The organism is Methylonatrum kenyense (assembly GCF_023195885.1).
GTDB classification, from domain to species: Bacteria; Pseudomonadota; Gammaproteobacteria; order Nitrococcales; family Aquisalimonadaceae; genus Methylonatrum; species Methylonatrum kenyense.
The window spans coordinates 1-24,280 of record NZ_JALPKO010000017.1 but is presented as its reverse complement, the minus strand read 5'-3'; the positions used below and the strand labels follow the sequence as shown (position 1 = coordinate 24,280).

Here is a 24,280-nt window from a genome sequence, read left to right as displayed (position 1 = left end):
AAGCGAATGCGCGCGGTGTGATCCGCCATGATCCTGGCAACAGACTCCCGGTTACCATCAACGCCAACGTCCACACCGGCCCTGGTTCTTCCGAACACCTTCCTTGTCCGAAAACGTTAAACCTTTATTTGTCCCGCCAACAGATCACACCGCGTGGGTCCGCTTCGCTTGACCCACCCTACGGCTGGCGCACCACTGACTACCGGAGCCTTTCCTGGTTCGAACGCTGTCCTGGATCCGCGCTATGGGTAACGCAATCAGCCCGATTCGACAGTATTGCTGTCGTGAGGGAAGGCGACCAGGTGCTGGGCGTCGATGCGGATGCCGACTTCCTCGCCCGGCTCGTGGTTGTGATGGCTGGGGAACAGCGACAGGATCCGCGTGCCGTTGGCCAGCGCCAGCGTGTACACCGTCTCGGCGCCGGTGAAGGCCTTTTTCACCACGGTGGCGCGCAGTGATGCCTCAGGATCCGGCTGCACGTCGTCCGGCCGCAGCAGGACGTCCACCGGTGTGCCCTTGGCCCAGCCGTAGGATCGGTTGCCCTTGATCACCCCGACCTCGGTGTCCAGGGTCTCGTGGTCGAGCAGCGTTGCGCGCACGAAGCGTCCCTGGCCGACGAATTCGGCGACGAAGCGGTCGACGGGTTCGTGATACAGGTTGTACGGCGTGTCCCACTGCACGATCTGGCCGTCACGCATCACGCCTACATGATCCGCCATCGCGAAGGCCTCCCGCTGATCATGCGTCACCATCACCGCAGTGATGCCCTCGGCCTTGAGGATGTCATGCACCTCGGTACCCAGCCGTTCGCGCAGTTCCACGTCCAGGCTCGAGAACGGCTCATCCATCAGGATCAGGCTCGGTCGCGGCGCCATTGCCCTGGCCAGCGCCACGCGTTGCTGCTGGCCGCCGGAGAGTTCATGCGGAAAGCGGTCGCCGATGTCCGGCAGATTGATCATGCAGAGCAGGTCCGTCACCCGCCGGCGCTGCTCGTTGGGCGGCCGGCCATGCAGGCCGAAGGCGATGTTTTCGCGTACGGTCAGGTGCGGGAACAGGGCATTGTCCTGGAACACCATGCCCAGGCGGCGCTTTTCAGGGGCGACCATCGAGTCCGGGGTGGAGACGACCTGGCCGGCAAGTTCCACCTCGCCCTGCGAGACCGGATGAAAACCGGCGATGGTCCGCAGCGTGGTGGTCTTGCCGCAGCCGCTGGGACCCAGCAGCACTGCGATGTTGCCTCTCCGGATGCGGAATCCAAGACCGCGCGCCACCGGTTCGCCGGCCACGTCCAGATCGACGCGCCGCAGTTCCAGCAGCACATCGCTGTCCCTGGCGGCGTCGCCGTCCAGCCTGAATCGGACCTCGGTTGCGACGCTTTCCTGCACCAACTCAATCCTCGTTAAGCAGCAGCCATTCCAGCAGGGCCTTCTGTGCGTGCAGCCGGTTCTCGGCCTCGTCCCAGACCACGCTCTGCGGCCCGTCGATGACCTCGGCGTCCACTTCCTCGCCACGATGCGCCGGCAGGCAGTGCATGAACAGGGCGTCATCAGCCGCCCGCGCCATCATATCCCCAGTCACACGATAGGGGGCGAATGCCGCCTCCCGGGTCGTCTGCTCGTCTTCCTGGCCCATGCTCGCCCAGACGTCGGTGATAATCAGGTCTGCCCCATGGACCGCCTGCATCGGGTCGCGTTCGATCCGTGCATGGCCGCCGGTCTGCTGCATCAGGCCGTGATCCGGGTCAAAGTCCTCAGGGCAGGCAATCACCAGTTCGAAGTCCAGCAGTGCGGCGGCTTCCATGTAGGAGTGACACATGTTGTTGCCGTCGCCGATCCAGGCCACCCGCCGTCCCTGTAGCGAGCCCCGGTGCTCGATGTAGGTCTGAATATCGGCCAGCAGCTGGCAGGGGTGATGACTGTCGGATAGGCCGTTGATCACCGGCACCCGTGAGTAGGCGGCGAAGCGTTCCAGGATGTCATGGCCGAAGGTGCGGATCATGATCACGTCCACCATCCGCGACAGCACACGGGCGGTGTCTTCTACCGGCTCGCCACGGCCGAGCTGGCTGTCGCGCGGCGACAGGAAGATCGCGCTGCCGCCAAGCTGCGCCATGCCCGCTTCGAACGAGACCCGCGTCCGGGTGGAGGATTTCTCGAATACCATGCCCAGCACCTTGCCACGCAACGGCTGGTGCAGCGTGCCGTCGTACTGCAGCTGCTTCAGCTCGCGCGCCCGGCGCACCAGGAATTCCAGCTGGCCTCGGTCCAGATCGGACAGGGCAAGAAAATGCCGCGCTTGCATGCGGTGAATCCTCGTTGATCAGGCCAGGAACCGGCGTACCAGCCGGACCATCTGGCGAATGAGTTGCTCGGCCTCCGCGTCGCTCAGGATGAGCGGTGGCAGCAGGCGGATGGTCTGGCCGGCGGTGACATTGATCAATAGCTGGTCCGCCAGCGCCTCGGCCACGAGTTCGCCACAGGGCCGGTCCAGTTCGATACCCAGCATCAGGCCCCTGCCACGGATATCGCGCACACCGGGCAGGTCCGCTAGTTCCTGGCGAAATGCGTCCAGCAGATGCCGGCCGAGTTGTTCGGCCCGTTCGGTCAGCCGCTCGCGCTGCAGGGTCTCCAGCACGGCCAGCGCAGCCGCCGAGGCCAGCGGGTTGCCGCCGAAAGTCGAACCGTGGCTGCCGGGCTGCAGGGTGTCGGCTGCCGCGCCACGGGCGAGACAGGCACCGATTGGCACGCCATTGCCCAGTCCCTTGGCCGAGGTCAGCACGTCAGGGCGTGCGCTGTTGTGCTGAAAGGCGAACCAACGACCCGTACGGCCGATGCCGGTCTGCACCTCGTCGCACATCATCAGGCAGGCGTGCTGGTCACAAAGCAGGCGCACGCCGTCCAGGTAGCCCTTGCCCGGCACCCGAACCCCGCCTTCGCCCTGAACGGGTTCCAGCAACACGGCGACAATGGACGGATCTTCGGCCAGCGCTGCGGCAATCGCCGGCAGATCATTGAACGGCACCCGGGTAAAGCCGGGCAAGAGCGGTTCGAAACCCTGTTGTGCCTTGCGATTGCCGGTAGCCGTCAGGGTCGCCATGGTGCGGCCGTGGAAGGCATTGTCCAGCACCAGGATGCGCGGCTCGTCGATTCCCCGGTTATGCCCATAAAGCCGCGCCAGCTTGATCGCCGCCTCGTTGGCCTCGGCTCCCGAGTTGCAGAAGAAAACCCGGTCCATGCCGCTGACTTCACAGAGTCTGGCGGCGAGCTTTTCCTGCAGTGGCAGGTGATACAGATTGGAGGTGTGCACCAGGGTCCGGGCCTGTTCGGCCACTGCCGCGGCGACCGCCGGATGGGCATGACCGAGCCCGCATACCGCGATGCCTGAGAGGCCGTCCAGGTAGCGTGTACCGCTGTCATCCTCGACCCAGGCACCTTCGCCGCGCACGAAGCGCACCGGCAGGCGGCCATAGGTCTGCATCAGGGCCTGTTGCTGCAAGATTACCGTCTCCCAGAAACGCAAAACGGCAGCGCCACAAACGGCGCTGCCGGAAGAACACGAGTATAAAGCGGCAGTTGGTAGGGCGCCAGACCCTGCCAAGGCCGCAGAAGTCGCTCAGCCGCTATGCGGTCAGGCGTGAGGCCACGAAGTCCCAGTCGACAATCTCCAGGAAACCCTCGACGTACTTAGGACGCGCGTTGCGATAGTCGATGTAGTACGCGTGTTCCCAGACGTCGCACCCGAGCAGGGCGGTGTTGTCGCTGGTAACCGGGTTCTCGGCGTTCGGCGTCGAGGTGATCTCGAGCTTGCCCTGCGGCGTCTGGACCAGCCAGCCCCAACCGGAGCCGAAGCGGCCGACGCAGGCCTTGGTGAATTCGTCGACGAAGCTGTTGTAGTCGCCGAAGTCGCGCTGGATCAGTTCACCAAGCTTGCCTTCCGGCTGCTTGCCGCTGTTCGGCGACATGCAGCGCCAGTAGAGGTTGTGGTTCCAGTGCTGGGCGGCATTGTTGAACAGCGGCCCCGAGGATTTCTGCACGATTTCCTCAAGACTCATGTCGGCGAATTCGGTGCCGTCAATCAGCTTGTTGAGCGTGTCGACATAGGTCTGGTGGTGCTTGCCGTAATGGTATTCCAGGGTCTCTGCAGAGACGTTGGGCGCCAGCGCGTCCATGGCGTAGGGAAGTTTCGGGAGTTCGTGCTTCATCATTCACTCCTTGCGTTGATGAAATTCGATGCGTCGATGATCCGGTCACCCGCCAGTCGCCATGCTGTAGTCGACGGCAGGAGACCAACTGCAAGCTGATCGAATCGAAAAGTCTAACAGTGGGAGGGACGGTTGCAACGCGGGGGCGTTCCCGGTGACCGGGTTATTTCAGGTACAATTGCCGAATCTGGGAGCAACGCGTGCCCCATTCGACGGGGTGCCAAGAGGAATTTCCGAATGGATGAAGTACAGCAGGCAATCAAGCAGCAGGTCGAGGCACATCCGGTGATCCTGTTCATGAAGGGAACGCCGCAGTTCCCCCAGTGCGGATTCTCGATGCGTGCCTCGCAGGCGCTGGCCGGCTGCGAGGTCGAGTATGCCTATGTCAATGTGCTGGAGGACGAGCGCATTCGCCAGGGGATAAAGGAATTCGGCAACTGGCCGACGATCCCGCAGCTCTATGTCGGCGGTGAACTGGTTGGCGGCTGCGACATCATCCTGCAGATGTACGAGAGCGGCGAACTGCAGACCCTGTGCAAGAGTGCGATGGAAAACGCACAGAACGCCTAAGGAAACGCTGATTTATTCGCACGCCTGCGTTGGAGTCCGCATTTTTTCCGGGGCAAGGCGCGCTGCGCAGCGCCGCAGTCGTTCTGCGGTCAAGCAGCGCAACGCAGCAATCGGGAAAAATGCGGCCCAACCCGAAGGGCCCGGCCGGTTTTGGCCCCTGGCGGCGTTGCGCCACCGGCCCGGTAGCTCAAGCTACCGAACCGGCACCGCGCCTTGCCAGATGACCAAAACGGGTCTCGGGCGCAGACGCGGGAATACGTCAGTGTTTCCTTAAATGAAAGTGTTTCCGGGATGCATGCAATGACTTGGAAGAACGGCATCTGTGGCGTGATCGTGGCCTGCCTCCTGGCGGCCGCCGCGCTGATGCCGTTGTCCGCATCCCACGCCGATATGCTGGACCTGACCGCATCGGCCGCCATGGCTGCCGATGTCCAGCACGAGCACGGGGGGCATGGCGTGATGGATCCCGGTGGGGACGACTGCGCCAGCCAGTGTTCCTCCACCTGCGGTCAGTGCAGCCACTGCCAGGCTGCGCCGGCAGACCGGATGACCGTCGATCGCAGCCTCGGCAACGATGGTTCCGAGCCACCGCTCGAACGTCAGCCTGCTCGCGTAACTCATCCCTTCCGACCACCGATCTCCGCCTGATCCCCAATCGCTGGCGCGCTCGTTGCGAGCGTTCTAACTGATTGCTGCCGGCCGCCGTGCGAGGCGACCGGCCCTCCGGATCAGGAGTTTTCAGATGTCCTGTCGAATGCTGGTCGCGGCTTTGCTGGCGACCGTTCTGCTTGCCGGCTGTGCGGCGACCCCGCCATCGCTGGAAGACCAGCCCCTGGATGAGGCGCTCGACCCGGCGGGTGTCTCGTTGCCGGAATCCGAACTGCCCTTGCCCGAAGGGAAACTGGATCGCGAGGCGGCGGTGCACCAGGCCCTCTGGCGCAACCCCGGCATGCAGCGGGCCTATGCCGCACTGCAACTGGACGCCGCCGATGTCGTCGAGGCCTCGCAGGTCTCCAACCCGCGGCTCAGCCTGGGCCTGCTGCGCCCGGAGGGCGGAGGCGGCAACAAGGCCAGCCTCGGCCTGAGCTGGGGCATCGCCGGATTGTTGATGCGACGTTCCCGCCTGGACATCGCCGATGCCCACTGGCAGGCCCGCCGATTGCAATTGGCCGAGTCACTGCTGGCCCTGGCCAGCGATACCGAACGTGCCTGGTTCGCCGTGGTGGCGGCAGAGCAGGCCGCCTGGGTGCATGAACTGGAGTATCGGGCCGCCGATCTGGCTTACCGGCTGGGCCAACGGTTCCACGAAGCCGGCAACATGAACGACCTGGATCTGGCCAGGCTACGTCTGCGGGCCGCCGAGGCGACGATGGCACAGGAGGACGCGAAGCGGGAGGTTGACCTCTCCAGGGCCCGCCTCGCCGCCCTGATGGGGCTGCCGGAACATGCCGCCGACTGGTCCCTGCCGTCACAGCTGCCACTGCCGGACACCGAGCCGGATCGGGACGCGCTGATCAGTGATGCCCTGGACAACCGCCTGGATCTTCGCGCGCTGGATATGGCGCTGGAGGGGGTTACCGAGGGCGTGGCCCTGGCACGGCGTTTCCGCTGGTTGGGCGATATCGAACCCGGGATTGCCTTCGAACGGGACAAGGACGGCACGCGGCTCTATGGCGCCACGCTTGCAGTGGGTTTGCCGCTGCTGCACCAGAATCAGGCGGCTCAGGCGCGGGCAGATGCCCGGCTGGCCGACGGCGAGGCCCGTCGCGAGGAGATGCGCCAGGACGTTATTCGCGAGGTTCGGCAGCTGACGCTGGAACTGAATACGCATGCCAGCCGCTTCGCCTTGTTCCGGGACGAGCTGCTGCCGGCGCATGAGCAGGTCATCGATTTCACCCAGGAGCGGGTGAATTTCATGTTCGACGATGTGTTCGACCTGCTGGCGCGCAAGCAGGACGAGCTCGCGGCCTGGCGGCGCGCCGTCGAGGAACTGGACGCCTACTGGCAGACCCGCGCTCGCCTGGCCCATGCGGTGGGCACTGATCTCCCCGCCATCGACGAAGACGCCGTGTTCGATACCAGCGGGCTGGAGTATCCGCCCGGCGCCCATGCGGACATGCACCGTGATCACGGCCATGGCGAGGATGATGAGCACGAGCATCATCCTGACGACCACGACCACGACCACGACCACGACCACGACCACGACCACGACCACGACCACGACCACGACGGGCATGGAGGGCACCACTGATGAAACGCCGCAATCTGCTGATGGCCGCCGGTGCCCTGCTGCCGGCAACAACGCTGAGCCGGGTCCTGGCCGAGTCCGGGCACGCCCACCACAACGCCGGTGAGCCCACGCCCGGTGAACGGACCGAGCAGGGTTACATGCCGGTGCATACGCCGAACGGCTGGACCCTGCCGTACGAAATGAAGGACGGGGTCAAGGAATTCCATCTGGTGGCCGAGGAGATCGAGCACGAGTTCGCGCCGGGCTCGATCGCGAAGTGCTGGGGCTACAACGGCACCACGCCGGGCCCGACCATCGAGGCGGTGGAGGGGGACCGGGTGCGGATCTACGTCACCAACCGCCTGCCGGAGGAAACCTCGGTGCACTGGCACGGCATCCACCTGCCGTCCGGCATGGATGGCGTCAAGGGTGTCACCCAGGCACCGATCAAACCGGGCGAGACTTTCGCCTACGAGTTCACGCTGGAGCAGCACGGTACCCAGATGTACCACCCCCACGCCGACGAGATGGTGCAACTGGCCATGGGCATGATGGGCCTGTTCATCATTCACCCGAAGGAGGGCGAGATCGAGGCGGTGGACCGGGACTACGCGATCCTGCTGCACAACTGGGCGCTGCACCCAGGGACCGAACGGCCGGATCCGGCGGTGATGGTGGATTTCGAACTCTGGAGCATGAATTCGAAGGTGTTCCCGGCCATCGATTCGCTGGTTGCGCGCAGCGGTGAACGGGTGCGGATCCGCATGGCGAACCTGTCCATGTGGAACCACCCGATGCACGTTCACGGCGTCACCTTCCAGGTAACCGGCAGTGATGGCGGGCGCTGGCCGCGGGAACTGTGGCGGCCGGAGACCACCGAGATCGTCGCGGTCGGCCAGGCGCGGGACATCGAGTTCATCGCGCCGTCCGGCGACTGGGCCTTTCACTGCCACATGAGCCACCACACGATGAACCCGATGGGCCACGAGCTGGCGAACCCGCTGGGCGTGGACCAGAGCGGCCTCGAGGAGGAGATCCAGCGGCTGCTGCCCGGCTACATGGGCATGGGTCAACACGGCATGGCCGACCATCAGTCGCACACCGATGGCGGTCACATGCGGGGTCCACGCAATACCCTGCCGATGATGATGGGCGAGGGCCCCTTCGGCGAGATCGGCATGGGCGGCATGTTCACGCTGGTCAAGGTCCGCGATGACCTGGAGCCGGGGGATTTCAGTGATCCGGGCTGGTACCGCCATCCGGAGGGCACCGTGGCCCGGGTGGTCAGTCGTGATCCGGACTTCGGCAGCCCGCACCGTCGGGGCCGCCGCGCCAGCTCTTCATCCGAACGCCTGCCGAAACCGGACCGCAATGCCCGCGGTCATCACGGTCACGGCGGTCGCCAGAACCACGACGAGCACTGAGGAGGTCCCGTCATGCCGGAAATCATCCCCAACTGGCACCCGATCCTGGTGCATTTCACGATCGGCCTGTTTGGTGCAAGCGCGCTGTTCTACCTGCTGACCCTGCCGCGCAGCGCCCATCGCAATGCGTTCCGCATGGCCGGCCGATTGAATCTCTGGCTGGGCATGCTGATGACGGTGGGCACGCTGCTCACCGGCTGGTATGCCTACAACACCGTGCCGCATGACGCGGCTTCGCACGAGGTCATGACCACGCACCGGAACATCGCGCTGATCACGGCGACAGTGTTCGCCGTGCTCACCGTCTGGTCGCTACGCCAGGTCGTCCTCGGTCGCCGGGAGAGCACGGCCTTCGTGCTGATCCTGGCACTGGCCACGGCCCCGCTGGCAACTACCGGCTTCTACGGCGGTGAGCTGGTCTATCGGCACGGCGTCGGCGTGCTGTCATTGCCGGACCCGGATGACCATCATCATCATGGTGATGACGCGCATGAAGATGATGGTCACGGCGATCATGCTGACGAGCACGAGCACGAGCACGAGCACGAGCACGAGCACGAGCACGAGCACGAGCACGAGCACGACGCCGACGACCCGGACCACGAGCACGCCGATGAGGCTGACACCGATCACGCCGACGACGAGGAGCGTAGCCATGAGCACTGAGGCACAGCAGGCGGCCGACCCTGGCCGGCAGGTGGTTCTGGTGGTGCCCGGCATGGGCTCGGACCATTGCGCCGGGATCATTCGCCGGACGCTGGAGCGGCAGTCCGGTATTGCGTCCATCGATACCAATATCGGCAATCACCACGTCACGGTCACGCTGGCCGACGAGGGACCGGATCAGGGCGCGCTGCAGACCGCGGTGGAGGGGGCCGGCTACGACGTCGCAGCGGTGGAGACCCTGGGCGCTGACGACGAGGCGCTGGACGATACGGCGCTGGAGCAGGCCTATCTGGACGCGGCCCGCCGCCGGCTGTGGATCGCCGGCGTGCCGACCACGCTGATCATGCTGCTGATGATGCCGCACATGTTCTGGCAGCCGATCCCCGGCTATCTGCTGATTGTCGCCGTGCTGGCCTTCCCGGTGGTTTTTCTGGCTGGTGGTGCTGCCACGCACCGGGCCTCCTGGCGCGCAATGCGCAACCGCGAGGCCAATATGGACGTGCTCATTTCCATGGGCAGTCTGCCGCCCTACCTGATTGGCCTGGTGGGGTTCATCTACCCGATGACCTCGTTCATCGAGATGGCCGCAACCATCATGACCTTCCATCTGCTGGGCCGGTACCTGGAGACCCGCGCCAAGGGGCAGGCCTCGCAGGCAATCCGCCGCCTGCTGACCCTGGGGGCAAAGACCGCCCGGGTGGAGCGCGACGGCGTCGAGCAGGAAGTCGCCATCAACGAGTTGCAGCCGGGTGACGTGATGGTGGTACGACCGGGCGAGAAGATCCCCACCGATGGCGAGGTGATCGAGGGCGAGAGCCATCTGGACGAGTCCATTGCCACCGGCGAGTCGGTGCCGGTCTACAAAGCGAGCGGCGACAACGTCATCGGCGCGACGATGAACCAGGAGGGCCGGCTGCGGGTGCGTGCCACCAAGGTCGGCAGCGAGACCTTCCTGGCGCAGGTGATCCGTCTGGTGGAACAGGCCCAGGGCTCGCGGGTGCCGATCCAGGAATTCGCCGATCGCATGACCGGGCGTTTCGTACCGCTGGTGCTGGTCATTGCCGCGGCCAGCCTGATCGTCTGGCTGCTGTTCGGCGATGGCCTCAGGCCGATCCTGGACTGGGGCGCGGGCTTCCTGCCCTGGGTCAATCCGGAGGCGGCAACTCCGGTCCTGGCGATCCTTGCCGCAGTCGCGGTGTTGGTCATCGCCTGCCCCTGTGCCCTGGGCCTGGCGACACCGACCGCGCTGATGGTGGGCTCCGGTGTCGGCGCCTCGCGCGGCATCCTGATTCGCTCGGGCGAGGCGATCCAGACTGCCAAGGACCTGAAGGTGATGGTGCTGGACAAGACCGGCACCATCACCCGCGGTGAACCGGAACTGACCGAGGTGGAGGCCGCCGACGGGGTCAGCGAGGAGACGCTGCTGCATCTGGCTGCCTCGGTCGAGAACGCCTCCGAACACCCGATCGCGCGGGCCATCGTCGACGGCGCCCGGGAGCGCGGGGTCGAGCCTGTGGCGGTGGAGGGCTTTCGCTCGCTGGCGGCCCATGGCGTCGAGGCGAGGGTCGATGGCCGGCCGGTCATGATCGGCAACGCGGCGCTGCTGCGGGAAGCCGGGGTCAAGGGCCTGGATACCCTGGAACAGGCACTGGATGGTTTAGAGGCCAGGGGGCGCACCGCGGTGCTGGTGGCCGCCGATGGCGAGGCCCAGGGCGTGATTGCCGTGGCCGATACGGTCAAGGACGAGTCCGCCGAGGCCATTCGCGGCATGCATGCGCTGGGCCTCCGCGTGGTCATGGTCACCGGGGACAACGAACGCGCGGCCCGCGCTGTTGCCGAGGACGTGGGCATCGACGAGGTGCAGGCCGGGGTCCTGCCGGAAGGCAAGGTGGACGCAATCCGCGCGCTGCAGGCTCGTTTCGGCGATCACGTGGCGATGGTCGGCGACGGCATCAATGATGCGCCGGCGCTGAAGCAGGCCAATGTGGGCATTGCCATCGGTGCAGGAGCCGATGTCGCGGTCGAGGCCGCCGACATCACCCTAGTCCGCGGCGAACTGAGCGGCGTGGTCGAGGCCATCTGCCTGTCCCGGGCCACATTCCGCAAGATTGTCGAGAATCTGGTCTGGGCCAGCGGCTACAACATCGCGGCGATCCCGATTGCCGCATTCGGCCTGCTGCACCCGATGATCGGCGTGATCGCGATGACTGCCAGCTCGTTGTCGGTGATCGGCAACTCGATCCTGTTGCGGCGGGTGCGCTTGCAGGACTGACGCCATCCGGACTGTTTACCGGGAGGAGTACGGTCGAGGCCCCGTGGTGCCGGCAGATCAAACCCGAGCTGGTAAGATAGCCGCCCTTTCTGGCATTGCCGAGGATTCTGACCGTGTTCCACCCTGTTCCCACGAGCCGCCGGGGCCGGCGTCGATGAATGCACTGGAACGTCGCGCCACGGCCGGTCTGGCGTCGATTTTTGGTCTGCGCATGTTCGGCCTGTTCCTGGTGCTGCCGATCTTCAGCATCTATGGCGCAGAGCTGGCCGGTGCCACGCCTCTGCTGATCGGCCTGGCCATCGGTGTCTATGGCCTGACCCAGGCGGTGCTGCAAATACCGATGGGCCTTGCCTCGGATCGGTTCGGTCGCAAGCCGGTCATCCTGGCCGGCCTGCTGGTGTTCGTGCTCGGCAGTGTCATCGCGGCGCTGGCCGACCACATCGTCGGGGTCATCATCGGCCGGGCGCTGCAGGGCGGCGGTGCGATTGCCGCGGCGGTGCTGGCGTTGGCGGCCGATCTGAGCCGTCCGGAACGGCGCACGCGGGTCATGGCGGTGATCGGCATGAGTGTCGGCGGCGCCTTCCTGCTGGCGCTGGTGGCGGCGCCGCTGATTGCCGGCCACTTCGGCCTGTCGGCGGTGTTCTGGGTGACTGCCGTGCTGGCGCTGGCGGCCATCGGCATGCTGTATCTGGTGGTGCCGGATGCGGACCACCGGTCGCGCCAGCGCGAGACCCTGCCGGTGCTCGGCCAGGTCAGGGAGGTGCTGGATAACCGCGATTTGCTGCGCCTGAACGCCGGCATCTTTACCCTGCATCTGGCACTGACGGCCGTTTTCCTGGCCGTGCCGCTGGTGCTCCGCGACAGCCTCGGGCTGGCCGTGGAACAGCACTGGATGGTCTATATCGCTGTGGTATTGCTGTCCATTGCCGGCCTGGTCCCGGCGATCCTTGTCGGCGAGCGCTATGGCATGCAACGACTGGTGTTCCGTTGCGCCGTTGCCGGACTGTTACTGGCTTTCGTCGGTTTTTTCGCCACCAGTGACGCGGGCTGGTTGTTTCTGCTGCCGTTCTGGCTGTACTTCGTTGCCTTCAACCTGCTCGAGGCAACGCTGCCGTCACTGGTGTCGCGCTACGCGCCGGCGCGGTTCAAGGGGACCGCACTCGGGGTCTACGCCAGCTGCCAGTTTGCCGGTGCCTTCGTCGGTGGCGTTCTTGGTGGGCTGATGCTGGGCCTGGCCGGTCCGGAGGGCGTCTTCCTGCTGTGCGGCGTCTGCGTGCTGGTCTGGTTGATCGGAGCCAGTCGGCTTGGCCGGATTCCGGATCACGCTGCCTCGGACCAGGTTGCCGAAGGGCAGGCGGGCGGTTAGGGAAACGCTGACTTATTCCCTAATCATCTCGCCGAATCGGGTGGTATGCTGCAACGTAAAGTTTAACGATGGACTGTGGAGGTTCGCATGGCGCGGGGCGGAGTTAACAAGGTACTGCTGATCGGCAATCTGGGGGTGGACCCCGAGGTACGCTATTCGCCCAGCGGTGCCGCGGTGACCAACATCCGGATTGCCACCAGCGAGAGCTGGCGGGATCGCCAGACCGGTGAGATGCAGGAACGCACGGAATGGCATCGCATCGTGTTCTTCGGCAAGTTGGCCGAGATCGCCGGCGAATACCTGCGCAAGGGCTCGAAGGTCTACGTGGAAGGACGGCTGCAGACCCGCAAGTGGCAGGGCCAGGACGGCCAGGACCGCTACACCACGGAAGTCGTCGCCAACGAAATGCAGATGCTCGATGGCCGCGGCGGTGGTGGTGGCATGGGTGACAGCGGCGGTGGCCGGGCACAGGAAGGTTCGGCGCCGCGCCGCGAGCCGGCCGCCCAGAGCCAGGCCGAACCACCGATGGACGACTTCGACGACGATATTCCGTTCTAAGGCGACCAAAAAGAATGTGTAAGGGTCAGAGGGCCGTCCTTGTGACTAGCTCAAACGCAGCTTAATGTCCGAACGCATCGCAGTGGAGGACTGCGATGTCTTATCTTTTTACGGCAAAAGATAACAACTCATCCTGCCCCGCTTCCGGGCATCCGCTCACCCAAGCCTTGCCCGATTAAAAACGTCTCTTTCAGAAAGACAGCGCCGGAGGGTTCGCAACTTGAGTCCGGCCTCACGCACGCAGCCCTCTGGAAGCGTTCTATACTGCCAAGGGGAAATTCAGGCAACCGAAAAAATCGTCGAGCCATCCCTTGGCTGGACGGGAGACTGCCTGTTTGCCTTGTTCAAAGGCAGGGGTTCTGAATCCGATTTGATGGAAAGGGCGCGAGGCCCGCTGGCTGTCGTTTATGCGGCGGGAGTAAAGGAAGGCGGTCAACCGCTTCTTGGGGGAGATGGTTTTGTCCACATCATTGTCCACGGGCTCATATGGCTCGCCCTCGGAGCAGGGGAAAACCATTAATTCGAGCGTTGGCCTCCCATGGGGAGGACCACCCACCCAACGGACGCGATTAACTAAGACTCAGCCGATGCAGCGGCTGCGACGATCCATCGCTCACGTCGCATTGACGCTTCGGGGAACAGTCTGTCTGAAGTACTGCTCGGAAGGCGTCAATCATAGAATCACGATTAGGCAGGGCAGCATCAGTATCTGGCCTCGCGGGTACGAAGCGGCGCCCATATCCTGGGCTGGTTCCGCCGAACTTTTGGTGGTGGAACTCGAGGAACACTGGGTTAGGGAGAATTTCCGAAACGAAAGGCCACTCGACACGGCCGAGCTCGAGCATCAGGCGCCACTGATCGACAGAAAATTGGAAACTCTCCTGCGTATCATGGCGGACGAGATAAGCGCGGGTTGTCCAACTGGTCGTCTATATAGTCAATCGCTGTCCATCGCCCTCGTATCGTTCCTCGCGTGTCGATACTGCCGGAATGGAGGCAGCGTTGGCGAGCCTCCACACTCTGGGCTTCCGCATAGAGACACGCAACAGATCCTTGATTACATTGACGACAATCTCGGCAGCAACCTGACCCTGGGCGTACTCGCCGGGCTAGTGGATCTCAGTCCCCAGCATTTCTGCCACGCTTTTCACGAAGCTGTAGGGCTTACCCCGCATCAATATGTCATTCGACGACGCATCGAAAAAGCGAAACGCTTACTTGACGAAAACCGGTTGAGGATCGTCGATGTCGCTCTCAACCTCGGCTTTTCAAACCAGAGTCATTTCACCGATTTGTTTCGCCGGGTTACGGGAAAAACACCGAAGAATTATCAGCGAAATATCTGACGTCCCGGGAGTTACACTCCCTGCTAGCAATTACTCTCGCCACATCTTCCCGTTAGAGAAACACTGATTTATTCGCACGCCTGCATTGGAGTCCGCATTTTTCTCCGAGGCAAGGTGCGCTGCGCAGCGCCGCAGTCATTCTGCGGTCAAGCAGCGCAACGCAGCAATCGGGAAAAATGCGGCCCAAGTCGAAGACCGCGGCCGGTTTTGGCCCCTGGCGGCGTTGCGCCACCGGCCCGGTAGCTACCGCTACCGAACCGGCACCGCGCCTTGCCAGATGACCAAAACCGGTCTCGGGCGCAGACGCGCGAATAAATCAGTGTTTCCTTAGCCCATGGCTTTCTCTTTCACCGGTCGTGAAAACCTGTCGAAACGTATCTCCACTCCCTGTTGCCAGCAGCGGCTGGAAAAATCTGACAAGCGACAAAACTTTCCGAAAGACTCCGTTTCCACTGCAACGCTACGGTACCAATCACAGGGACGCTTACTTGTTGGCGCGTTAACCCAGTGGGGAGTAGATACCATGTCCAGAGAAAAAACGCCTCCGGATCATTCCGGGGATTCGAACCACCCCGACAACCGTGATATCCCATCAACCGAAGAGCGGCTGGAGGCGGACCTTTCACCGGATACGCGAAATAAAGGGGACGATGCCGATCCGCCACAAGGGATCTCCCGGCGTCAGTTCATCAAGACCGGATCGGCCGGACTCGTCGCAGGCGCGCTCGTAAGCCAGGGACTGACAGGCTTGGCCATGGCGGCGCCTGGTCAGGGCCGCGGCCCCGGGGGCGGCGGCCCTCCCGGTGGTCCGCCCAGAGGAGGGCCTCCCGGGATACCTCCAGGCAGGGCGGATCTGATCCTGATCAAGGGTGGAACCGTAATGTCCATGGATCCGACAATCGGTGATTTCGAGGTTGCCGATGTCCTGATCGAGGGCTCAAAGATCGTCGAGGTCAGACCCAACATCTCGGCGTCTGCGGCATTCGTCGTGGACGCCAAGGGTATGGTTGTACTGCCCGGGTTCATCGACACGCACCACCACCAGTACGAGACGATACAGCGAAGCATAATCGCGGACGGCAACCTCCAGTGGGCCGCGCAGGCCAGCTTCACCGGAGAACTGTGGCCGCAGGAAAGCTACGGCTCGGTGGTCCAGGCGATATGGACGACGGGCCGAATGGGTTCCGCGGACAATCCTATCTGGGATATCGGGCGCTCTCCTTACGACCCAGAGGATAACTATATCAGTGAACTCCTCGCCTCCGTCAGCCAGATCAACCAGGGCGTCACCACGGGTGTCGACACTTCGCAGAACTCCCATACTCCGGAACATACCGACGCCATGATTCAGGGTCTGATGGACTCTGGTCGGCGCACGCTGTTTGCCTATGCGGGTGGACGTTCGGATACTCCGGGCTATGAGTTCCCCGGGGCGATCGGCAACGAGACTCATGGCCTCGGGCGCCTGCGCAGGGAATGGTTCAATTCGGACGATCAACTGGTAACCCTGGGCCATACCGGTGGCCCCAGAGAGGGCTGGGAGCTTGCTCGCGCATTTGACGCGGTTGTGGTCAACCACAACAACAGCATTGGCCAGAATCTGATCGAGAACCAGGACCTGCTCGAGCAATTTGCCAACGAGGGACGGCATATCGAGCAGATTCACTGCGCCCGATTCACACCGGAGGCATACGATATCTGCGCAGAATTCGGTGTGCACATATCGATTGCAAACATTACCGAAATGCAGATGGGGCACGGCATGCCGCCGTTTCAGGCATGCCTTGACCGGGGTATCCTGCCCAGCCTGAGTGCCGACGTCGATACCAATAACACGCCGGATCCCTTTTCTCTCATGCGCAACGCGTTTGCGCTCCAGCGGGCGCTGATTCATCAACGGGCCTTGCCACTGAACCTGCAGGGCGACCCCTCGCCGATGACCGGCGGTGTGGAAGATCCCTCGTCCCTTCCATTCCTGCTAACCAGCCATCAGGTCATCGAGATGGCCACCTACGCAGGCGCGGTAACGGCTGGCCTTGGTGATAAGGTCGGTACGCTTACGCCCGGGAAGGAAGCCGACATCGTTCTGCTGAACGCGCGCAGTCCGAGTACCTGGCCTATGAACAATGTGCCGGGCACAGTGGTAACGATGATGGATACCAGCCACGTCGATACAGTGTTCGTGGCCGGTAAGGTGAAAAAGTGGCGAGGCCAACTGGTCGGAGTGGATATCGATAAGTTGCTAGACGAGATCGAATTGGCTCGGGAGCGGGTTCTGGCCAAGATCAACGGTCCGGCCACTGGTTCCAACCCCAATGCCATCAACGAGGGCCTAAACAGCGAGGGTAATCCCTACAGGCCGGCCTACCTGCCATCTTGCTGCATCGGTCCCGACAACGTCGGAGTCTATAGCGCTTCTCCGGGAACCGGCGGCTGATCCGCGCAGCACAGGCAAGACCGGGGTGTCGTTCCAAGTAACGGCACCCCGGTTTTCATGCGAGAACAACTCCCCGTTTTCTGCCCGGAGTGGGAGTGGAGCACATGGGCAAAATGCGACGAGGAAAGAAGCCGCGCGCTCACCCGCGCGCGCCGTATTCCGCGATCCGTGATCCTTGTGAGGACACATTTCATTTACCGTATTCCGCTGAAATCGAACATGGCCAGCGTTTGCTGGCGGAAGGTCGCCTTGAACAGGCCGACGACCACTTCAGCGCCATGCTTCGGTCGCTGGCGCAGGGGCCCAGCTATACCCGAGCCGTAATCCTCAATCGCCTGGGTCGCTGCGCGTATCTTGAGGGGAACCTCGATCAGGCGGTGGCTCGAATCAAGCATGCCCTGAGGAGCATCGAGCAACTCAAGCAGAATGACACGGTAAGAGCCCTCTATGGCTTGGTGCTTTCCGACCTGGGTGACGCGTGCCGCGCAACCGGTCGTTTCACGGAAGCAAGAACTGCCTACGACACTGCGATCCGAATTGCCGAAGACCAACGGAACCTTCGCGGCCAGGGCATCAACTTTTGCCAACTTGGTTCGCTTGCGCTGGCGGAAGGCAGGCCGAGGGAGGCGCAGGAGAGGTATCACACTGCGCTTGAGACTATTCAGCAACTCAACGAGCCTGCGATGGAGGCCCTGATCTGGCACCAGCTTGGAAACGCTGCCCGGGAACAGGGACAGTTGGTCGAAGCAGACGATCACTATCGGCGGGCCGCGAGCATGCGGGAGGGCCAGGGGGATCTGGCAGGGGCAGTTCAGACCTGGGCGCAACTGGCGACGCTAAACCGCGAGGTGGGCAAACCTGCAACCGCGGAAGAGTGGCTGCGGAAGGCCATCAAGGCTGAGCAGACGCGGGCAAATCCGACTTTACTCGGGAGACAACTGGGCAACCTTGCCGATTTGCTCAAGGATCAGCCGGGTCGACTTCAGGAGGCGCGACGGCTTGTCGAACAGGCGATCTCCAATATCCATGACTTCGACCCGACGGCAAGCGAACTGTGGAGAAACTACGGCGTCCTCGCGAAAATCTGCGACAAGGAGGCTGAACTGACCACGGACTTACAAAAGCGGTCGTCACTGAAATCGCTAGGCCGTGCCTATCGCCAGCTGCAGCGACATGCGCCGGAGATCGTCGCCGCCCTCATACGCCTTGGTCACTCGCGGAACTGCGGCAAGGCCTTACTCCTGGGGCGCTTGGGGCAGTGCTTCCAGATGGGAGGCCGCCCGGAACTGGCGGCCGGACTATTGCAGGAAGCGCTTGCAATCGCCAAGGGCGTCGAGCCGAGTGACGCCGCAACGGGGCTTCGCGCTACGCTGCAGTCGAAACTGGGTGATGCGCAGCAGGCTATCGGTCAATACGCGGACGCGCGAATGAACCATGAAGCAGCCCTGAAAGCTGCCGAGGAGCTGGGAGACCTGCGGGGGCAGAGCGAAGAAATCGCGCGACTTGCCGCTCTGGCGCTTGCCCAGGATGATCTCGACGAGGCCCTGGCGCAGAATCGTGAGGCGCTGCAACTCTCTCGGGAAATCGGCGACCCCGCCATTGAGGCGGAAATCATTGATCAAACCAGGCGGATCCTGCAGGCGCAGGGATGCGGTGACAAAATCGGGCAACCAGGCCAGGTAGCGACCAGGGGCAGCGGCGCCCGTCCGGACCGCAGTCATCACGTGCACCATGATCGGGGCGTTGTCGCCGGCAGCATGGGTGCGTCGCAGGAATTCGAAATAACAGTGCAGGAAGACCAGACGACGGAATACGTTTTTGAACCGAGCCTGTTGATCGACGGTCGCCGTGAACTGCGGATCACTCGGTGGAGCGGTGAACTGGCCGTGTTACCCGAAACCGCGCGGCCCTTGCTCCTGCCCTGTACGCAGACCACCGTGAACGAGTGGGGTGCGATTTGCTTCCGACTGCCCCTGCTGGAGCCGGTCGTGGAACGATGCCCCGATTGCACGATAATGCGGCGGATCCGCCGGGAAGTGGCGGTCCACGGAAGTTCGGGTCTCCTCTGGCGCCTGCTTCGGGCTATGGACGGTGCGCGTCCGGTCGCGGACATACTCGCGCAAATTGATCAAGGGGAACGAGCGTCTGGCGCTCGCTTGCTCGCAACCCTGGCGACCATCGGCGTCATCGACGTTTCCGGCAGGGCGTTGGGCCGATTCATTCATTTCACCACCAGGAAAGGTGTCCTGCCTGCGGGTGGCCTTCAAGGCGCGGAGGTGCTGGAGCTGGCCACGGACGGAGGGTACCGATGCTATCCTGGGGGATCGCCAATAACGGTTTCCGAATCGGTTCCCGAGCGACTGGTCCATTTCCACGCCCTCACACGTTCGCGACGCTCACGCCGGGATTACCAGTCCGGGACGTTGGACCGCACTGAGATCGATGCCATCCTCCACACCGCCTGTGGCGTTACGGGCACGCTGTCGCATGCCGGACGCAGTGCCGCGCTTCGTTCTTACCCCTCGAGCGGGGCACTCTATGCGGTGGAAATCTATCCGGTCGTCTTTCGTGTCCAGGGACTGAAGCCGGCCGTCTACCATTACCGGCCCGATCACAGCATGTTGGAAATGGTGGGGTCGGAAATTGACCCTGACCGTTTCGCCTCCGCGGCGCTGCCCATGGAGCGGGACATGGTAGCGGCCGGAGCAGTGATGATCTGCCTCGCCGGATACTTCCCCCGCCATGAGCGGAAGTACGGCGAGGGTGGATACAGGATGATGGTGGCGGAGGCCGGCCACATTTCTCAGAACCTGATCCTCGCCGCAACGGCGTTGGGGCTTGGCGCCCGGCCGTTCGGCGGCGTGTTTGACACACTGATCAATCAGGATCTGGGCCTCGATGAGACGCAGGAACAGTTTCTGCTTGCGGTACTCGTTGGACGCACGACTTCGGCATCCGACGACTGACCCCTTGAATAGCCATCCGCCGCACTCGGGTACGCGTCAGTAAGGTTTTTCCGTTGCTGACATGGTCATTCGGGCTCAAACACGTCGGCCAGGGTTTCCGGCAGGTTCATCCCGATTTGATCGGCCTTCGCTAACATGCAATTTTCCTGTCATCCTTCATTGCTCACCGCCGCCGGCTCCGGGTGCCAAAGCGGTGCAGGGCCCGGCACCCAGCTCCGGTAGCCGCCGCGGACGATGGCGGAGACGCGGAAGTTGTGATCGGTGGGGGCCAATGCACGGTGCGGGATTGATCCGTCGAAGGCAACGACGCGGTTTGGGCGAAAGGCGATTTGCTCCACCTGCTTTTTCTGCTCGTCCTTGTCGAATAGGTGGAGATCACCGTCGGTATCCTCACCGATATAGACGAGAATTGAGAGTTGATCCGGCGCATCGCGCGCGCAATCCGTATGCATTGATGCATCTTGACCACGGAGTTGTCCGTTGAGGCCGATGTACTCCACGTCGGGGAATACCACGCCGAGCCTGCGGAAGAGGGTCGCCATGGCGGCAAACAAGGTCGGCGGCAGCGCCGGCCATCCACCCTGCTTCCAGGTATGAATATAGGACGCGCCCCAGATCCGGTGCTGCATGCGGCCTTTGGTGTCGTACACCGCGTTGTTCAGCATCCAGTGCGGCGACTCTAGCGCCCAGCGCTGGAGCAGCAGTAGTTGCGTGGCGGAGTAGAAATCGTCGAATACCAGTACCCGGTTGACGATGTGGGAGAAGTCGGCCTCCGCTGGTGTTGGTGTCTCAATCCGGATTTCGCGGACCATGGAAGAGGTTCTCCGGCACGACATTGGAAAAGTGTTCCAACTCAGGTGGGAACGGCATCTGTTCAGCATATTCGCGCGCGCTGCGCAGCTGTGCCTCGGGTGTATTGAGAATCTGTGCGGCAAGCCCGTGGTACGCATTCCAGACCGCATCTACATATGTCAGCACCCGTCGCGCTTCCTCTGCGTAGAGGTCGGTGGAATCCTGCCTTCCGGTGATCATCACGTCTAGCAAGCCGTCGTATTCGAGCGGCGTCACCACCGAATTGATCAGTCCGTGGGCAAAGGCGCGAAGGTCCATGACGACCTGCTTCTGCAATGTGGTTTTAGCGGGCGGCTGCAACCGCTCGACAAAGCTCTTTACTTCCTCGAGTTCCGTGTCGGCAAGGGCGTGGACGCTGGTCCCGACGCGGCGCAGAGCGTGCTCGTCGTTGACGCTCACCGCGTCGAAGGCGAATGAGAAATCCGGCTTCGGCGCCTTGTCGACCTGCCAGCACAGACCTCTCTTGTTCTCGACGCGCAGCGAGCCGCTGTCGTATTCAAGCTTCGTCATTTCTCCCCCGAATGACGGCCATGACGTGTGTCCCCTTTTTTCGCCCGCCAGCCCGGATTGCGTTTCAGCAAAGGACACCAACGTCTTCTGAATAGATAGGCAGCACTCAGAATGCTGTCAACTTGCGGGGGTGGGACCGTGTCCTTTGCCGACCATTGCCATGTGCGCATTGAACGGAACGCATATTCGCGGTGATTCGCCGTGGTACATGCGTACGCTGTGCTGCAGATAGGAGGGGAAAAGGATGAGCATCCCTGCCCGCGGCTTCACGACACGCGCGGAAGGCAGCACATTGGGGAAGAAAGTCATCACCGAAGCCGTAACGGGATGAGCAAATTCAAGGACGGCGCTGGGGGTGTCTTCGGATGCGTTCCCTGGATCCACGTAGTACACACCCGACCAGGTGGCCATCGGATGGACGTGGGTGGTGTTGTAGTGGCCCTTGCGGTTCACCGCAGCCCACCCGTATAGCTCGACCCCGAATTGCAGCTCGGGCTGCGCCGTCACGCGTAATGTGGCGATGCTGATCGCGTGACCGATAAAGGATTCGATTGCGGCCACCGGCGGTTCGCTCCAGCGGAAGAAATCCGGCGCGGATTGCCAGCCCCCCTGGTTGCTCTTTGCCATGGACGGTGTGGTGCGTTCCCGCTCAAGGATCAGTTCCCTGAGTTCGGTGTTCAGCGTCTCTACATTCCGGAGTACATGGGAGAAAACGGGCGTGGCGAACAGATCCTCGAATTGAGCGTTTCTGGCCATGTCACCTAATGTGCCCGCATCCTTCCTGATCATGTTTTTGCGCATTTCAAAGCACGATGCCGGTTAGCAGGAAATAGAAACACACGGGGGGGCAGGGCAACGGAGCGCCGCCCGACAGGCGCCAGGATTGCCCTGACTTCGATGGTCTCCCTGTCGACGCCGGTCTGGGTGATTTCCTTGAGAATATTGCTCAGCGTTCTTGCACCCTGCGGCATGGTTCCGACCTTCCCGGCTAATGGAAAGGGTAGTCGCTGGGCGCAGGAACGAATAGGGATCGAATTGGACATCACCGGGTCCACGGACTTTATGCCGTAGTAGCGCAACGTGCTAACGGAAAGCGGGTCGCTCTGCCACCGGCCATCGGTCACGTCCTCGCGGGCCTCCGCCGCCAGTACCTAGCGCAGTACGCGCGATTCCTGCTCCGAGGTCGGCCGCAGAACCGCGAGTGGCAGAGCCCGGCTCTTGACCTCAATCAATCGCGCGCCGCGTGGCTTGTGCCATACTTCGATCATGGCGCGCTCCTGCTTTGCATATTTCATTGTTTCGCTACTCGCCGTGGCATTGATCCTGCTCCCCCAGGACCATGCGTGGAGCGATGCCCATGGCACGCATGATAGTGCTGGTGCCTTGGAAATCACGTCTGGCGATGCGGGCGATCTGTGTGGGCAGCTGCCTGCTGGCGGCAAGTCCGGTAGTTGTGCCGCCTGCGTGACTTGCGTAGCAGCCCTGGCCACTGACGTTTCCAATCCCGTTCGGCTCCTGCCAGCCTTGACAGTCATGCCTGCCGGGCAGCCGCCATCCCGCGTTCCCGCGCTCGACCCCCGACCTCCCAGACTACTCCTCGCCTGATTGTAGGGCGGCAGCTTCCCTTCTGAGCACCGTGCAGCCGTGTGCTGCGCTCATTTCCGGTGCCGCCAGGTTGTGCTGCTGACCGTACGTAACGGTGGCGGGAGATCCGCAACGCCACCCGACGAACGCGGGCCCGTTACGGCCCCAGGTCGAGGAATATCCGAATGCTCCGGCTAAACAGACCCAGGCCATTGGTCCTGCAAATTGGCCTTCTGCTGGTGGCCGCGCCCGTACTGGCGCTGGCACAGCCCCCTCTGACCCTGGAAGAGGCAGAGAATCTCGCCCTTCAGGAAGAACCCGCCGTTGCCGGCTACCGCGAGCGGGCTGCCGCCCGTGAAGAGTCCGCCGTCGCCGCTGGCGCCCTTCCCGACCCGATGCTGATTACCGAGTTGATGGACTTTCCTGCGAACCGCCCGCGGCTGGACGGGGACGACATGACGCAGCTCAGGCTTGGCTTGCGCCAGACCTTTCCCCGGGGCCAGACCCGCAGTCTCCGCCGCGAGCGCGAGGGCCTGCAGGCGAGGCAGGAAAACGCCCGTGGTGATGAGGCCGAACGGGCGGCGCTCAACGCGGTCCGGCAGGCCTATCTGCGGCTCTACAGTCAACGCCGAACCGTGACGTTGCTGGCGATCAACCGCGGCCATTTCGAGAAGCTGCTCGAGATTACCGAGCGGGCACTGGCTGCCGGCCGGGTCTCCCGTCAGGACGTGATCCGCGCCGAGCTCGAGCTGGACCGACTGGAGGATCGGCTGACCGCAGCCCGGGCGGAAAAGGCGGAGGCCGAGGCGACATTAGCCCGTTGGATCGGCTCCCAGGCCGCCCGACGTCCTTTCCCTGACGAACTGCCGGAGTTGGGGATGCCGGATGACAGTGGCATTGATCACCATCCCCTGTTGCAGGCCGAGGACCTGGTGGTTGCCGACCAACGTCGCGGGGTGGACCTGGCTCGTCAGGCTTACCGGCCGGAGTGGTCGGTGGAGGTCACCTACGGAATGGCTACCCGGGATGTGCGCGACCCGGATCGCCTCTCCGCGATGTTGATGCTTGATCTGCCTCTGTTCACACGCAATCGCCAGGATCGGGATGTGGCCGCCAGCCGCCGCGAGGCGCATGCGGCCGAGCATGATCGCGAGCTGCAGCGGCGTACCCTGAATCAGGCCCTGGGCAGCCAGCAGGCGCGTTGGCAGCGGCTTCGCGAGCGGGAGCAGCGCTTCACGGAGCGCCTCCTGGCCGGATCCGCCGATAACGTGGAAGCGGCGGAACAGGCCTACCGT

The 24,280-nt window shown here is 63.3% G+C and carries 20 protein-coding genes; 12 read left to right on the top strand and 8 right to left on the bottom strand.

Annotation, left to right across the window (positions count from 1 at the left end):
- Window positions 1-257: 257 nt before the first annotated feature.
- From M0534_RS13285 to M0534_RS13270, 4 genes are all read right to left on the bottom strand, one after another.
- Window positions 258-1,385 (bottom strand): ABC transporter ATP-binding protein, encoded by a 1,128-nt coding sequence (locus tag M0534_RS13285; protein ID WP_428348960.1) that lies wholly within the window; start codon window positions 1,383-1,385, stop codon window positions 258-260.
- 4 nt (window positions 1,386-1,389) lie between these two features.
- Window positions 1,390-2,301 (bottom strand): ornithine carbamoyltransferase, encoded by a 912-nt coding sequence (argF, locus tag M0534_RS13280; protein WP_248568920.1) that lies wholly within the window; start codon window positions 2,299-2,301, stop codon window positions 1,390-1,392.
- A gap of 18 nt (window positions 2,302-2,319) precedes the next feature.
- The gene (locus tag M0534_RS13275; RefSeq protein WP_248568923.1) at window positions 2,320-3,477 is read right to left on the bottom strand and encodes an acetylornithine transaminase; all 1,158 of its coding nucleotides are present in this window, start codon (window positions 3,475-3,477) and stop codon (window positions 2,320-2,322) included.
- A gap of 142 nt (window positions 3,478-3,619) precedes the next feature.
- Window positions 3,620-4,201: a superoxide dismutase gene (locus M0534_RS13270; protein WP_248568919.1), complete on the bottom strand. Its 582-nt coding sequence runs from the start codon at window positions 4,199-4,201 to the stop codon at window positions 3,620-3,622.
- Window positions 4,202-4,438: 237 nt separating this feature from the next.
- Between M0534_RS13270 and grxD the strand changes: the two genes are divergently transcribed.
- The 11 genes from grxD (at window position 4,439) to M0534_RS13210 (ending at window position 20,039) form a co-directional block, all read left to right on the top strand.
- Window positions 4,439-4,771 carry a Grx4 family monothiol glutaredoxin gene (gene grxD / locus M0534_RS13265; RefSeq protein ID WP_248568918.1) on the top strand — a complete coding sequence of 111 codons (333 nt, stop codon included), beginning with the start codon at window positions 4,439-4,441 and terminating at the stop codon, window positions 4,769-4,771.
- A gap of 300 nt (window positions 4,772-5,071) precedes the next feature.
- Window positions 5,072-5,419 (top strand): hypothetical protein, encoded by a 348-nt coding sequence (locus M0534_RS13260; RefSeq protein ID WP_248568917.1) that lies wholly within the window; start codon window positions 5,072-5,074, stop codon window positions 5,417-5,419.
- Window positions 5,420-5,528: 109 nt separating this feature from the next.
- On the top strand, window positions 5,529-7,025 hold the full coding sequence (locus tag M0534_RS13255; protein WP_248568922.1) for a TolC family protein: 1,497 nt from the start codon (window positions 5,529-5,531) through the stop codon (window positions 7,023-7,025).
- Complete coding sequence (locus tag M0534_RS13250; protein WP_248568916.1) at window positions 7,025-8,428, top strand: multicopper oxidase family protein; 1,404 nt, start codon at window positions 7,025-7,027, stop codon at window positions 8,426-8,428. Before M0534_RS13255 ends, M0534_RS13250 begins: the two co-directional genes overlap by 1 nt.
- 12 nt (window positions 8,429-8,440) lie before the next feature.
- On the top strand, window positions 8,441-9,094 hold the full coding sequence (locus tag M0534_RS13245; RefSeq protein ID WP_248568915.1) for a DUF2231 domain-containing protein: 654 nt from the start codon (window positions 8,441-8,443) through the stop codon (window positions 9,092-9,094).
- Window positions 9,084-11,366 (top strand): heavy metal translocating P-type ATPase, encoded by a 2,283-nt coding sequence (locus M0534_RS13240; protein ID WP_248568914.1) that lies wholly within the window; start codon window positions 9,084-9,086, stop codon window positions 11,364-11,366. The genes M0534_RS13245 and M0534_RS13240 overlap by 11 nt, the downstream gene beginning before the upstream one ends.
- Window positions 11,367-11,520: 154 nt before the next feature.
- Window positions 11,521-12,732 carry an MFS transporter gene (locus M0534_RS13235; protein WP_248568913.1) on the top strand — a complete coding sequence of 404 codons (1,212 nt, stop codon included), beginning with the start codon at window positions 11,521-11,523 and terminating at the stop codon, window positions 12,730-12,732.
- An 87-nt stretch (window positions 12,733-12,819) separates the two neighbouring features.
- On the top strand, window positions 12,820-13,290 hold the full coding sequence (ssb, locus tag M0534_RS13230; protein WP_248568912.1) for a single-stranded DNA-binding protein: 471 nt from the start codon (window positions 12,820-12,822) through the stop codon (window positions 13,288-13,290).
- 767 nt (window positions 13,291-14,057) lie between these two features.
- Window positions 14,058-14,636 (top strand): helix-turn-helix transcriptional regulator, encoded by a 579-nt coding sequence (locus M0534_RS13225; protein ID WP_248568911.1) that lies wholly within the window; start codon window positions 14,058-14,060, stop codon window positions 14,634-14,636.
- Between the two features lie 523 nt (window positions 14,637-15,159).
- The gene (locus M0534_RS13220; protein WP_248568910.1) at window positions 15,160-17,073 is read left to right on the top strand and encodes an amidohydrolase family protein; all 1,914 of its coding nucleotides are present in this window, start codon (window positions 15,160-15,162) and stop codon (window positions 17,071-17,073) included.
- Window positions 17,074-17,177: 104 nt separating this feature from the next.
- The gene (locus M0534_RS13210) at window positions 17,178-20,039 is read left to right on the top strand and encodes a tetratricopeptide repeat protein (protein ID WP_428348954.1); all 2,862 of its coding nucleotides are present in this window, start codon (window positions 17,178-17,180) and stop codon (window positions 20,037-20,039) included.
- Between the two features lie 149 nt (window positions 20,040-20,188).
- Here M0534_RS13210 and M0534_RS13205 read toward each other — a convergent pair whose 3' ends face one another.
- From M0534_RS13205 to M0534_RS13190, 4 genes are all read right to left on the bottom strand, one after another.
- A complete protein-coding gene (locus M0534_RS13205) occupies window positions 20,189-20,851 on the bottom strand; it encodes a 2OG-Fe(II) oxygenase (protein ID WP_248568909.1) in 663 nt (220 codons plus the stop codon).
- A complete protein-coding gene (locus M0534_RS13200; RefSeq protein WP_248568908.1) occupies window positions 20,829-21,401 on the bottom strand; it encodes a hypothetical protein in 573 nt (190 codons plus the stop codon). Before M0534_RS13200 ends, M0534_RS13205 begins: the two co-directional genes overlap by 23 nt.
- 117 nt (window positions 21,402-21,518) lie before the next feature.
- Window positions 21,519-22,190 (bottom strand): TIGR02466 family protein, encoded by a 672-nt coding sequence (locus M0534_RS13195; RefSeq protein ID WP_248568907.1) that lies wholly within the window; start codon window positions 22,188-22,190, stop codon window positions 21,519-21,521.
- A complete protein-coding gene (locus M0534_RS13190; protein WP_248568906.1) occupies window positions 22,187-22,525 on the bottom strand; it encodes a hypothetical protein in 339 nt (112 codons plus the stop codon). Before M0534_RS13190 ends, M0534_RS13195 begins: the two co-directional genes overlap by 4 nt.
- Window positions 22,526-23,170: 645 nt before the next feature.
- Here M0534_RS13190 and M0534_RS13185 point away from each other — a divergent pair.
- Window positions 23,171-24,280: TolC family protein (locus tag M0534_RS13185; RefSeq protein ID WP_248568905.1), on the top strand; the 1,110-nt coding region annotated here is incomplete at its 3' end.